Consider the following 12,671-nt stretch of genomic DNA (forward strand, 5'->3'; position numbering starts at 1 on the left):
TTATATGCACTTTGCTTATTGTTTTGGCAATGCAACTTTATGGCAATGCAGCTATGCGTTTTATGCATAGCTTGAAAATCAAAAAAACATAAATAAATTCAATATTTTATAGATTTATCACCGAACCGAAACTCTATATCAGCGATATAAGAGCAGCCTAAACTGCAGGCAGATGCAAGTCCGCCTTGCTTGTAAAAACAGCAAATCACTTTCGCTGGCAACATTCACAGGGCCTGTCACTAAACTATCACCACACTGCATCGAACCTGTCACAGAAGAGGCATAGAAGCCCTCGCAAGGCCGCAGCTATCCCCGATGAATGCCCAAACGGCACGTGCTGCGCGCACCCTTATTCAGGAAGGAGCGCCATCTTGCGGATCGTTCAGATTACAGACACTCACCTCAGCCCTGCCAAATCGCACTTCAACAGCAACTGGCCCCCACTGGTAGCGTGGGTCGAACAGCAGAAGCCGGATCTCATCATTCATACCGGGGACCTGACCGTCGACGGAGCCGATGTCGAAACTGACCTGATTTTCTGCCGCGATCGTATTGCAGAGCTCCCTGCGCCTGTGTTGAGCCTGCCCGGTAATCATGACATCGGTCATCTTCCCGGCAGTCACCAGCCCGTTAACCCGCTGCGCCTTGCACGCTGGCGTACGCATTTCGGCCCGGATTATTGGGCGAAGGATTTCGGCGACTGGCGCATTATTGGTCTCAACAGCCTGATCATCGGCGCAGACTCCACTGAAGAAGAAGAACAGTTTCAGTGGCTGGAAGCTGAACTGAACAATAGCGACGGCAAGCCGGTTGCAGTCTTTGCACACAAGCCTGTTTTCGTCGATGCACCGAACGAAGGTGATACGGGTTACTGGGGTATTAGCCCGGCCCCTCGCCAGCGTCTTTACGATCTTTTCAAAGCCCATAATGTGAAGCTTCACGCCAGTGGTCATCTGCACCGCGCCTGGGAAGGCACCGCCGACGGCATCAGCTACATCTGGGCACCCGCAGCCGCCTTCATCGTCGGGCCAATGGAACGCGACCTGCCCGGCGAACGTATCCTCGGCGCTGCCATTCACGAGCTCGGTGAAACCGTAACAAGCGAAATCGTCCGCATCGAAGAGCTCACCCCTTACGTCATCGATGACGTGGTGCATGAAGTCTATCCGCAACACACCGGCGATGGTGAAGCAGAAGAACTCATTGCGGAGGCCAGCCAGTGAGCACGCTCACCCTTCGAGACATCAGCAAATCCTATGGTGCCAACCGCATTCTCGATGGTATTTCCCTAGAAGCGGCGGAGGGTGAATTCATCGCTCTCGTTGGCCCTTCCGGCTGCGGCAAAAGCACATTGCTGCGCATTCTGGCCGGGCTGGACCACGCAGACGAAGGCAGCATCGCCATTGCTGGGCGTGACATTACCGCAGCGCATCCAGCCGACCGCAATATGGCGATGGTCTTCCAGTCATACGCCCTTTATCCGCATCTGACAGCAGCACAGAACATTGCTGTACCGCTCGCCATGCGCGATCTCACAACGATGGAGCGCATGCCGATCATTGGCCCACTTATTCCCAGCCAGAGGAAAAAGCGAGCTTCTATTCAGAAACAGGTCAGAGCCACTGCGACCAGCTTGAAAATAGACCATTTGCTTGATCGCAAGCCGGGTCAGATGTCTGGAGGTCAGCGCCAACGTGTGGCTCTCGCCCGCGCGCTCGTCCGCCAGCCGGGTGCGTTCCTGATGGACGAGCCACTCTCCAATCTTGATGCCAATCTACGTGTTCACACCCGTGCGGAAATCGTCGAACTGCATCGTCGTGCAGGCGTGCCAACCATCTACGTTACACACGATCAGGCAGAAGCACTCAGCATGGCCGACCGCGTTGCGGTCATGATGGGCGGCAAACTGCTTCAGATCGACACGCCAACCGCGATCTATAACGATCCGCGCCATATCGAGGTCGCGCAGTTCATCGGCACGCCCCGCATCAATATTCTTGATGCCGTGATCAGCGATAACGGCCTTGTTCATTTTGCAGGCCACGCCATTCTGCAAGGCGTTGCCGCCCATTTCGGCACCCAAGTTCGCATCGGCATCAGACCCGAACATTTCCGTATCGTTCCGCATGACAAGACCGGCATCAGTGCGACCGTCTCACGGATCGAATTTCTTGGCTCGGAAGTGCTGATCTATATGAAAGCGCCCGGAACTTCACAGGAGTTGACGGCAAAGCTCGACCCCGCCAATGCACAGCACATTATAACGGGCCTGCCAGTCGGCCTGCACTTTGACGCCGCCAACGCCTATCTGTTTGGCGAAGACGGTCTGCGGCTGCGTCAGCCTGCCGATAGTAAAGTGACGCTTACGGCCCGCGAAAGGACGTCAGCCCATGTCTGACGCCGCTGTTCCCTATTCAGGCACAAGCCACGCAAGAACGGCCGCAGAAAATGCCCGCCGCCGTGAAGAACGTCTTGCGTGGAAACTCGCCTCCCCCGCGATTTTTCTGACTGTACTCCTCATCCTGCTGCCAACCGCTGCTGTGATCTTCTGGAGTTTCACCAATTTCGAACTTGGCTATGATGGTTTCGAGTTTATCGGATTTGATAATTATGCCGAACTCTTCCGTGATCGAACATTCCTGATCTCGCTCAAAAACACTGCCGTTTACACCGCTATTGTAGCTCCAGCCTCTGTCTTTCTCGGCCTTGGCGTAGCGCTGCTCATCGAGAGCGAAGTGCGCGGCAAATCCTTCTTCCGCACGGTCTATTTCCTACCGGTCGCCTCGCTCCTCGTCGCCATGGCAACCGTCTGGCAATATTTGCTGCACCCAACGCTCGGTCCCATCAACGCCATACTTGGCATGATCGGCATCACTGGTCCCAATTGGCTTGGTTCCAGCGACACGGTTCTGACCAGTCTTGCGATGATCGGCGTGTGGCAAAGCGTTGGCTTTAACATGGTGCTGTTTCTGGCCGGTCTCACCGCCATCCCGCGTGAGCTTTATTCAGCTGCCGAAGTCGATGGCGTGAAAAGCAGCTGGGAACGCTTCCGGCTGGTCACATGGCCCTTACTCGGACCAACCACGCTTTTTGTGACAACAATCAGCATCATCAATGCCGTGAAGGTTTTCGAGACAGTCAAAACACTCACAGAAGGCGGCCCGAACAAAGCCTCTGAAGTGCTGCTCTGGACCATCTATCAGGAAGGCTTCGTCTATCTGCGCGTCGGCTATGCCTCGGCAATGACGGTGATCTTTCTCGCGGTTCTGGTGATCCTGATGATGTTGCAGTTCCGCATGCTGGACCGTCGCACCCACTATTGAGGAAACCCGGATGACATTGGCTCGTTCTTTCCGTCTTGGACTTCTGTCGCTGGGTGCGTTGTTGTTTCTCGCGCCCTACATCTTCATGCTGTCGACGGCCGCGAAGTCCCAGCAGGATATTTTCTCGTCCTCCCTGTCGCTGATCCCGCACAATTGGGCGCTCTGGGAAAATCTAACCAAGGCTTTGACACGCGTACCGATGGGGCTTTTGCTGTTCAACGGCGTTGTCGTCTGTGGCTTGGTTCTCGTCGTTCAGGTCGTCATCGCCATTCCCTGCGCTTATGCCATGGCAAAGCTGCAGTTTCGCGGCCAGCGCACCATGATGATGCTCGTTATGCTAGGTCTGCTAGTGCCGATCCATGCAACTGCACTGCCATTCTATGTTGGTTTCAACAAGCTTGGTGTGCTCAACAGCTATTTTGCCCTCAGCGCTCCGTTCTTCATCTCGGTCTTCGGCATTTTCCTGTTTCTGCAGTTCTTCCGCGCCCTGCCAGATGATCTCATCAGTGCAGCCCGCCTCGACGGTATGTCGGAAGCAGGCATCGTCATGCGGGTGATCGTGCCAAATGCCTGGCCCGCAATCACCGCCTTCTCGATCTTCTCGGTTGTCGCGCACTGGAACGATCTGTTCTGGCCGCTGATCGTCGTCAACGGCATGGAGCGTGCCACGCCGCCGCTTGGCCTTCTCTATTTCCGCGCTGCGGAAGCAGGCGATGATTACGGCGCACTGATGGCTGCAACTCTCGTCATTACGTTGCCACTTCTTCTCGCATTTCTTGCCGCCCAGCGCCGCTTCATCGAAGGCATCACCCTCACCGGCCTCAAGGGCTGAATTCTTCCCTCCCATCCTCCACAGGAGTTCAATCATGAAACGCTTTTCCAGTGCACTCGCCGCTCTGGCAATGGCAACAGGTCTCGGCTCGCCCGCCTTTGCCGACACGACGTTGAACGTACACTACCCGATGCCGGGCTTCTTCAAGGATGTCATGGCGGACATCTCCAAGAAGTTCATGGAAGAAAACCCGGACATCAAAATCAACTTCGTCAGCCCTTCCGCGACTTACGAGGAAGGCATCCAGACGATCATGCGTCAGGCTGGCACCTCGGAAATGCCAGACATCACTTTCACCGGTTTGAATCGCTTGCGCGTATTGGCCGAGCGCAACATCGGTGTCGACATGAAGCCGCTCGTCGATAAGGAAGCGGATCTTGAAGCCCAGGGCTTTACCGACCATCTGCTGAGCCTCGCCCGCGTCGGCAACCGTCAGGTTGGTCTTGCTTTCGCAACCTCCAACCCGATCATGTATTACAATGCCGATCTTCTAAAGGCAGCAGGGGGCAATCCTGACACGCCTCCAACCACCTGGGACGAAGTGATTGAGCTCGGCGGCAAGATCAAGGCGCTTGGCGACGGCAATGAAGGCATTGATTTCCGCTGGCAGGGCGATGACTGGATGTTCTCAGCCCTTCTGTTCGGCGCTGGCGGCACCATGCTGTCTGAAGACGAGAAGAAGGTTGCCTTCGACGGAGCGGAAGGTCTTGAAGCTTTCAAGCTGGTCGATCGCATGGTCAAGGAAGGCGGCATGCCGGTTCTCACCAAGGCTGCGGGCGAGCAGTCATTTGCTGCTGGCAAAGTTGGATTTTCATTCCAGACAACGGGCGCTCTGCGCAACACGATCAAGAATGTCGGCGACAAGTTCGACATGCGCACCGCCAAGATCCCGCTTCTCAACGCCGAAAAAGGTCGTCTGCCAACAGGCGGCAATGCGGTTGTGATCCTGACCGAAGATCAGGCCAAGCAGGATGCAGCATGGAAATTCGCCAAGTTCGCTGCTGGCCCTTATGGCGCTTCCGTCGTCGTCCCCGGCACTGGCTATGTACCGAACAACGAACTGGCCGCCAAATCAGATGAATATCTCGGCAAGTTCTACGAGGAAAATCCGCTGTTTAAAGCTGGTCTCAGCCAGATGTCGCTGATGATCCCTTGGTATGCTTTCCCCGGCTCAAATGGCGTCAAGGTAACGCAGACCATCGTCGATAATCTCTCGCGCGTTGTTGAACAGTCGGCAACGCCGGAAGACGCTCTCGCCGATGCATCCAAGGAAGTGCAGCGCCTGCTGCCACGCAAGTAACATTGATGAAAATGAAAAGGCCGCGCTGGATGATCCAGCGCGGCCTTTTCACATCATAGGACTACAATCAGAACGTCCAGTTACGTGCCTTCGAGAACAGGAAGTCACGGAAGGCATGAAGCTTGGCAGAGTTTTTCAACGCTTCCGGATAGCAGAAGAATGTATCGAACGACGGAATTTCCTCTAGCTCGGGCAGAAGCTGCACCAGACCGGATTCCTTGTCCGCCATATAGTCAGGCAGAACCGCTATACCAACACCGCGCTGAACAGCACGACGAATGGACAGCAGGTTATTCACCTGCAAAACCGGAATGCGCGCACTTCCATCTGAGCGACCAGCAATCTCCAGCCAGTTCAACCCGGTCAGATAGCTCGGAGCAGGTTCACCAAAAGTCACCACGCGATGCTGATCAATCTCATCGATCGAGTTCAACTTGCCATACTTGGAAACATAGCCCGCCGAAGCATAGACGTGCATATGCACAGTGAACAGACGACGCTGGATCAGATCAGGCTGCTGTGGCTGACGCAGACGGATCGCGCAGTCAGCATGACGCATGGTGAGATCCAGCTCTTCATTATCAAGAATGAGCTGAAGCTGCACATCAGGGTATAGCTCGACAAACTCCTGAATACGTTCGATCAGCCAGCCTGAACCCAGACCAACGGTCGTCGTCACGCGCAGACGTCCTGTCGGCTTTTCCTTGCTCTCGGCCAGTTTCGAGCGGACATTTTCGAGCTTCATCAGCACGTCGTGCGCCGTCCGGTAGAGCGTTTCGCCCTGCTCCGTCAAAATGAGCCCGCGGGCATGGCGATGGAATAGCGGGACACCAACGTCCTGCTCCAATGCACTTACCTGTCGCGAAATAGCTGATTGCGACAGATGCAATGTCTGTGCGGCATGGGTGAAGGACCCGGCTTCCGCAGCAGCATGGAAAATGCGCAGTTTGTCCCAGTCGAGCGGTGCGACCACCTTCTCCCCCTCTCGTTACTCCGCAGCTTCGTGCAGCGGCTCCTGTGCAGCCAACCAGCGCTCGGATTCGAGCGCCGCCATGCAGCCCATACCTGCGGCAGTCACTGCCTGCCGGTAAATATCGTCGGTAACGTCACCGGCGGCAAAAATGCCCGGCACGTCGGTAGCGGTCGAATCGGGTGCAGTCCAAAGATAGCCGTTTGGCTTCTGCTTGAGCTTGCCCTCGAACAAAGAAACAGCAGGCGCATGTCCAATAGCGATGAAAACCCCATGGGCTTCATGCTCGCTCAATTCACCTGTCACGATATTTTTGAGACGAACACCTGTGACCGTCGCGCCCATCGGGGGCTTGGCTTCGGTGCCTACGATTTCATCAATGACGCTATTCCAGATAACCTTGACGTTATCGCGCGACATCAGGCGATCCTGCATGATCTTCTCAGCGCGGAAACCTTCACGGCGATGCACGACCGTCACGCTCTTGGCGATATGCGACAGATAGAGTGCTTCTTCGACAGCCGTATTGCCGCCGCCGACCACAACCACATCCTTGCCGCGATAGAAGAAGCCATCACAGGTCGCGCAAGCTGAAACGCCTCCGCCCATGAAAGTCTGCTCGCTTTCAAGACCAAGCCACTTGGCCTGAGCGCCGGTGGCGATAATCAGTGCATCACAGGTATAAACGGTGCCGGAATCGCCGATCAGGCGGAAAGGACGCGACGTCGTATCAACTTCCGTGATGATGTCATAAAGAATTTCGGCGCCAACATTCTGAGCCTGCGTCGCCATCTGGTCCATCATCCATGGACCCTGCACTGGTTCGGCATAGCCCGGATAGTTTTCCACATCAGTCGTGATCATCAGCTGGCCGCCCTGCTGCAAACCAGTAATGATGATCGGCTTGAGCATCGCGCGCGCAGCGTAAATCGCCGCAGTATAGCCTGCCGGACCAGAGCCGATTACGATAACGGGCGCATGACGCTGTGACATGGGGATAGTTCTCCGGTCCAAAAATCGATTTAAACAGCGGACTTCCAGCTCACCAGAATCGCTTTCGCGCCCAGCTTTGCCAATGCCCTGATATTGTGGCCAAGGTAGGTCTGCGATCCGTTGTTTGCAAGGTTGGAGCAGCATTTGCTGCGCTTTAGCCACAGCTTGTCGCCATTCAGCACGATGAAGCGGCATCCCCACATTGCGGCTGGCAAGTTCCCGCGTTAAACACAGGACAATAAAGCAGCTTTCAAAATCGCTGGAGCCGAAGGCCATATATAAGACCGTTGCTAATATCTGTGCGCGTTTCGGCCTCGTCATGGCGGTGGCAATGCTGTTGCCTGCCGCTATCGACTTGCGCGATGGCAGCGACGACTGGCTTATTTTTGTGCGTTCTGCGGCAGCGACCGGTGCATTATCGGCTCTGATCCTGTTTGCCACCCAAAACCAGAACACGCGCTTCACACCGCGCCTCGGTTTTTTGCTGACCGCGTGCCTGTGGCTGACAGCCAGTTTTCTTGGCTCGATCCCGCTCTATTTCTCGCATCTGCCGATCAGCTATGCGACCGCTTTCTTTGAAGCCATGTCAGGCGTGACTTCCACCGGCGCAACGGCATTGACCGGCCTCGATGAAATGCAGCGTGGAATTCTGCTCTGGCGCTCGCTTCTGTGCTGGATCGGTGGCGTCGGCTTCATCGGCTTGGCACTATTGATGCTGCCTTCGTTGCGCGCAGGCGGTCTCGCACTTTTTCACATGGAAAACTCCGATAAATCGGAAAAAATTCTGCCGCGCATGAACCAGATCGCGCTCGGCATCGTTATGGCCTATCTCACTTTGACAGCTGCTTGCATGATTGCCTATTTCGCAGTTGGCATGAGTATGTTCGATGCAATCAATCATGGCTTGGCAACCGTTGCGACCGCAGGCTTTTCGACCCATGATAGTTCATTTGGCTTTTACGACGGCAACCAGAAGCTGCTCATCGTATCAACAGTTTTTATGGCGCTTTCGGCCCTGCCGTTCGTCCTTTATATCAAGGCATTCATGCCACGCCGACTGGAGTCGCTTGCCGATCCGCAGGTAAAACTGTTTTTTGCCCTCGTCATCGGCTTCAGTTTCCTTCTTGCGATTGTATTGAGGCTTGGTTCGAATGTTCCGTTTGGCGACGCGCTCATATCCGCGTCGTTCCATTTCGTCTCCGTCATTACGACAACCGGCTTTACGACCGAAGATTATTCGCTGTGGGGACCACCTGCCCTGGGCATTTTCTTCCTCGCATCGTTTCTTGGAGGCTGCGCAGGATCGACATCGGGCGGCATCAAAATGAACCGCCTGATCATTCTATGGAGCCTGACGCAAGCCAATCTCGCGCGCCTTGTGATGCCTCATGCGGTTATAAAAATCCGGTACGGTTCTTCTGAGGTGTCTGGCGAGATCGCCCAGAACGTATTGCTCTATCTGTTCCTCTATATTGCATCGCTCATTATCGGTGCTGTTTTGCTGGCTTCCCTTGGTCTCGATTTCGTCTCCGCCTTCACCGGCGCATTGACCGCATTGTCGAATGTAGGCCCAGGATTCGGGGATACGATCGGACCTGCCGGAAATTTCTCAACGATCCACGATCCGGCACTTTGGGTACTTTCGTTTCTCATGCTGGCTGGCCGTCTTGAACTCGTAACCATATTTATCCTGTTCACACGTACTTTCTGGATGCGCTAACAACGCTTTAGACGGTTTACATCCTGTCGTTTCTTTTGGTATGAGCAGGATTAGATTGCGCTATAGCAGCGCTGAGTGTTTTATAATTACGCCTGAATGAAATTTCATTGCGCGCGGAGTTTTGCATGCCGATCAAGGCTGATCTGGACGAAATCGATTGGAAAATCCTTCGGGAGCTCCAGAATAACGGGCGCATCACCAATGTTGAGCTAGCCGAACGTGTCGGCATCTCTGCCCCTCCCTGCCTGCGTCGTGTGCGCAAGCTGGAGGAAAGTGGTGTCATTCGTGGCTACCGCGCTATCCTCAATGGCAATGCTCTCGGGCAGGATCTTGTCGCATTTTGTTCGGTGGGTCTGCATCGTCAGGCAGACGCCGACCTCAAGGCTTTTGCTGAGAAGTCAAAGCAGTGGCCGCTGGTGCGGCGCGCATGGATGGTATCGGGCGAGTCCGATTTCCTGCTCCATTGCGTTGCGCGCGACCTCAACACATTTCAGACTTTCGTCATCGAAGAGCTGACCGCCGCTCCCAATGTGGATTCGGTACGCACGGCACTGACTATTCGTCCTGTGAAGGACGAACCGCTGATGATTCTCTAGTTCATTGAAGTATTAATGAGAGAGCGACTGCGTTCATGCGCGGTCGCTCTTTTTGTTTGGGCGTAATTTTAACGACTAAAAACCTGCTCATAGACTGCGCTGATTGCTGCAGCTTCTTTTTCGAGCGGGAAAGCTTCGCGAACATGCGCGAGCGCGTTTTCGCCATCGCGTTGAGCCAGAGCAGGATCGGCCAGGTAAGGCTCTATTGCATCACGCAATGCGTCGCCATCGCCAGCTGCAACAAAACGACCTGTGCCTTCTACAATCATTTCGGCATAGGCACCGGCATCGCTTGCAACGACAGCAGTTTTGGAAGCCATCGCTTCCAGCGGCGTAAGCCCGAAGCCTTCATTTCGGGACGGCGCGACATAGAGCGTGAGACGTCGATACCAGATACGCACGTCCGGCACTTCGCCAAGAATGCGGATACGATCCTGCAATCCGGCGGCAGCGATACGTGCTTTCAAATCATCTTCAAATGACTGGTGTTCGGCAGTCGTCCTACCTGTGATGATTGCGGTCCATTCCGGATATTTCGGCAAAAGCGCAATCATCGCATCGACAAACAGGTCCGTGCCTTTGGAATGACGCACACGCCCAAAACAGCCAATAGCATATTTCCCGGGCAGGCCCGATGCGCTGAACTGGTCTTCTTCATCAACGGGTGGATGAAACCGCTCAAGGTCAACGCCATGCATGATGACCTGATGCGGCACTTCAAGAAAGCTGCCCGAACGGCCGCTGGTCGCGATCACCGCATTCATGCGGCGGATCAGCCATTTGGTGAAGGGTTTGTGATGACGTTGCGCGGCAGAAGTGAACACCAGCCGCAACTTCATGCGCAATACATCGCGCATGAAAATACCTGCAAGCATCTCGATATTCCGGCGTGCATGCCAGATACGAAAACGTCGTTTGGCAGGCTTTTTCCAGAATGAAAGAAGAGCACCCCAGCCGAGTTGTGGCAGAGTTTCAGGCAATCCAGGCCCCATTGTTGCAATTCCTAATCCCTTTGCACGCTGCAAAGGGATTAGCTGCACGATAGTCGAAGTCACTCCGGAAAGGCGGCGCTTGAAATTGGGCGCTACGACTTCAACCTGTTCAATGGGAACTGGCACGTTTCGCCTCAAATGAACTTGAGACCGAGAATCTCATATGAACGCGAACCGCCGGGTGCATTGACCTCAATGGTATCGCCTTCACCCTTGCCGATCAGCGCACGCGCGATTGGCGAAGAAATCGAAATACGGCCTTCCTTCACGTCGGCTTCCTGATCGCCAACGATCTGATAGATCTTCTCTTCTTCGGTATCTTCATCGATCAGCGTGACGGTTGCACCGAATTTGATCTTGTCGCCAGAAAGCTTTGTTACATCAATAACTTCGGCGCGACCAACCAGCTCTTCCAGCTCGTTGATGCGTCCTTCATTCAAGCTCTGGGCTTCCTTAGCAGCGTGATACTCTGCGTTTTCCGAAAGATCGCCGTGCGCACGCGCTTCAGCAATTGCCTCAATGATCCGCGGACGTTCACTTTGCTGACGCGTGCGGAGTTCTTCCTTGAGGTTTTCGAAACCGCGAGGGGTCATAGGGAACTTTTCCATACCCAGTCCAGTCCTTTCCATCGCCCGCCGCGCTTCCCTCCAGGATGAGCGCGACGGCAGTTTGATTGCCCGCCTGATCCTGCTCCAAAATTGGCTCAGGACACCCGTCCGGAAGGCTAAATCGCCTGCCGGCACACAAAAAGAAAACGGTCCCCGAAACACATGCTTCGGAACCGTTCAAAGTGATGTTGCTGTAACTATAGCATTTTCATCAATCATTTCACGAAGAAAAATTTAAGCCTGTTAATTCTGCAGCACACCATTCCTATTTTGCCTGAATAGGCCAGTTCGCAGGCCATTTCTCAGGACCACCATCGTAATTGCCATCGCAGTCGTCCTTAACGCGCTCTTGCACAAGCACAAACCGCACGTGTCCTTCGCCCGCATCCGTGGCTTTCCAGACATCATAGGTGCCACAATCGCCCAGGCCCCTGCCCTTGAAGAAAGCTGTCAGCGTCTTGTTCTGCTGCGACCAGTCAATGTTCCATGCCTGATCAGTGACGGTTGGACCATCATCCGAAATCGTTGGCAGTGAAATCGGAACCACCTGATTCTCATATTGGCTGTAAAATACGTAGGGCTGATTATAAGCGCCCGGCGAACCGCACGGCATTCCGATCAGGTGAAGGCCGTCTGCGATTTTCGCGTCAAAGCCTCCGCCGGTGCTGAAAGAATTTCCACTGGATGTCCCGCACAAACCATTTTCTTCAGTGAAGTCCTTGCGAATCTGCTCCGGCACCTGATCGACTGAGGCAATGATTTTCACCTCCGATGGCTGCGGCGCAGGCTGGTTTCCCTTTGCCTGCAATGCATCGACTGTGCCAGCGCGTGATTGCTGCTCATCGGCATAGATTAAACCGCCAACAAATCCGGAAAGCGAGTAATTCGAGGTTTTTCCTGCAAACTTGAGCTGCAATTTCTGGCCATTCTTCATGGCATCAATCAGTTTGGTAACGGCAGCCGCGTCACCATAATTGAGCTGATCGCCCTTGAGCGATGCCGCTGATGCTTCCACCACCAGCACCAACTTTCCGTCGACGAACAGTTCCAGTTTCCCTGAAGCCTTGGACGGATCAATATAGGAAAGCTGCAATTCCGGCTTCGATCCGATCGCGCGGCTCCTGTATATACCAAGCGCTGGCGCGCCTTCACTTGCGACCGGAGTGAGGCTTAATGTGCAGTTTTGCGCAAAGTCGCATAGAACAGAAGTATCCCGGATCAGCTTGTAGGCGGCCTGTGATATGCCAGTGTGTGAAAGCAACGAAATCGCTGCCCATCCTGTGAGCAAAATTGCTCTGAGCCCAAACTTCCGCAAAACCATAACCCGCTCCATAAGA

Annotated in this window: 13 protein-coding genes; 7 read left to right on the top strand and 6 right to left on the bottom strand. The window is 54.5% G+C overall.

Annotated elements, in window-relative coordinates:
- The first annotated feature begins 371 nt into the window (after positions 1-371).
- Genes ACSME1_RS03215 through ACSME1_RS03235 form a run of 5 tightly spaced genes read left to right on the top strand, consistent with a single transcriptional unit; the run spans position 372 to position 5,455 of the window.
- A complete protein-coding gene (locus ACSME1_RS03215; protein ID WP_435654935.1) occupies positions 372-1,223 on the top strand; it encodes a metallophosphoesterase family protein in 852 nt (283 codons plus the stop codon).
- Positions 1,220-2,398 (top strand): ABC transporter ATP-binding protein, encoded by a 1,179-nt coding sequence (locus ACSME1_RS03220; RefSeq protein WP_105705723.1) that lies wholly within the window; start codon positions 1,220-1,222, stop codon positions 2,396-2,398. The genes ACSME1_RS03215 and ACSME1_RS03220 overlap by 4 nt, the downstream gene beginning before the upstream one ends.
- Positions 2,391-3,323 (top strand): carbohydrate ABC transporter permease, encoded by a 933-nt coding sequence (locus ACSME1_RS03225; RefSeq protein WP_105705722.1) that lies wholly within the window; start codon positions 2,391-2,393, stop codon positions 3,321-3,323. Before ACSME1_RS03220 ends, ACSME1_RS03225 begins: the two co-directional genes overlap by 8 nt.
- A 10-nt stretch (positions 3,324-3,333) precedes the next feature.
- On the top strand, positions 3,334-4,155 hold the full coding sequence (locus tag ACSME1_RS03230; protein ID WP_105705720.1) for a carbohydrate ABC transporter permease: 822 nt from the start codon (positions 3,334-3,336) through the stop codon (positions 4,153-4,155).
- A gap of 34 nt (positions 4,156-4,189) precedes the next feature.
- Complete coding sequence (locus ACSME1_RS03235; RefSeq protein ID WP_105705719.1) at positions 4,190-5,455, top strand: ABC transporter substrate-binding protein; 1,266 nt, start codon at positions 4,190-4,192, stop codon at positions 5,453-5,455.
- A gap of 67 nt (positions 5,456-5,522) precedes the next feature.
- On the opposite strand, the gene ACSME1_RS03240 is transcribed toward ACSME1_RS03235, so the two are convergent.
- Genes ACSME1_RS03240 through ACSME1_RS03250 form a run of 3 tightly spaced genes read right to left on the bottom strand, consistent with a single transcriptional unit; the run spans position 5,523 to position 7,621 of the window.
- The gene (locus ACSME1_RS03240) at positions 5,523-6,428 is read right to left on the bottom strand and encodes a LysR family transcriptional regulator (RefSeq protein ID WP_024899462.1); all 906 of its coding nucleotides are present in this window, start codon (positions 6,426-6,428) and stop codon (positions 5,523-5,525) included.
- Between the two features lie 15 nt (positions 6,429-6,443).
- A complete protein-coding gene (trxB, locus tag ACSME1_RS03245; protein WP_100558737.1) occupies positions 6,444-7,418 on the bottom strand; it encodes a thioredoxin-disulfide reductase in 975 nt (324 codons plus the stop codon).
- Between the two features lie 29 nt (positions 7,419-7,447).
- Positions 7,448-7,621 carry a hypothetical protein gene (locus ACSME1_RS03250; RefSeq protein WP_161662562.1) on the bottom strand — a complete coding sequence of 58 codons (174 nt, stop codon included), beginning with the start codon at positions 7,619-7,621 and terminating at the stop codon, positions 7,448-7,450.
- A gap of 116 nt (positions 7,622-7,737) precedes the next feature.
- Between ACSME1_RS03250 and ACSME1_RS03255 the strand changes: the two genes are divergently transcribed.
- Together ACSME1_RS03255 and ACSME1_RS03260 are read left to right on the top strand one after the other, a co-directional pair.
- Positions 7,738-9,138, top strand: coding sequence for a TrkH family potassium uptake protein (locus ACSME1_RS03255; protein ID WP_024899460.1), 1,401 nt, complete (start codon positions 7,738-7,740; stop codon positions 9,136-9,138).
- Between the two features lie 125 nt (positions 9,139-9,263).
- Entirely contained in the window at positions 9,264-9,734 is a 471-nt protein-coding gene (locus ACSME1_RS03260; RefSeq protein ID WP_024899459.1) for an Lrp/AsnC family transcriptional regulator, read from the top strand.
- Between the two features lie 68 nt (positions 9,735-9,802).
- Here the strand turns inward: ACSME1_RS03260 and ACSME1_RS03265 are convergent, their stop codons facing one another.
- From ACSME1_RS03265 to ACSME1_RS03275, 3 genes are all read right to left on the bottom strand, one after another.
- The gene (locus ACSME1_RS03265; RefSeq protein ID WP_105705717.1) at positions 9,803-10,852 is read right to left on the bottom strand and encodes a glycosyltransferase family 4 protein; all 1,050 of its coding nucleotides are present in this window, start codon (positions 10,850-10,852) and stop codon (positions 9,803-9,805) included.
- An 8-nt stretch (positions 10,853-10,860) separates the two neighbouring features.
- A complete protein-coding gene (gene greA, locus ACSME1_RS03270) occupies positions 10,861-11,334 on the bottom strand; it encodes a transcription elongation factor GreA (RefSeq protein WP_024899457.1) in 474 nt (157 codons plus the stop codon).
- A gap of 265 nt (positions 11,335-11,599) precedes the next feature.
- Positions 11,600-12,655: a DUF1176 domain-containing protein gene (locus tag ACSME1_RS03275; RefSeq protein WP_105705716.1), complete on the bottom strand. Its 1,056-nt coding sequence runs from the start codon at positions 12,653-12,655 to the stop codon at positions 11,600-11,602.
- Between the last annotated feature and the right edge of the window lie 16 nt (positions 12,656-12,671).

This window comes from Brucella pituitosa, from assembly GCF_965577835.1.
Lineage (GTDB): Bacteria > Pseudomonadota > Alphaproteobacteria > Rhizobiales > Rhizobiaceae > Brucella > Brucella pituitosa.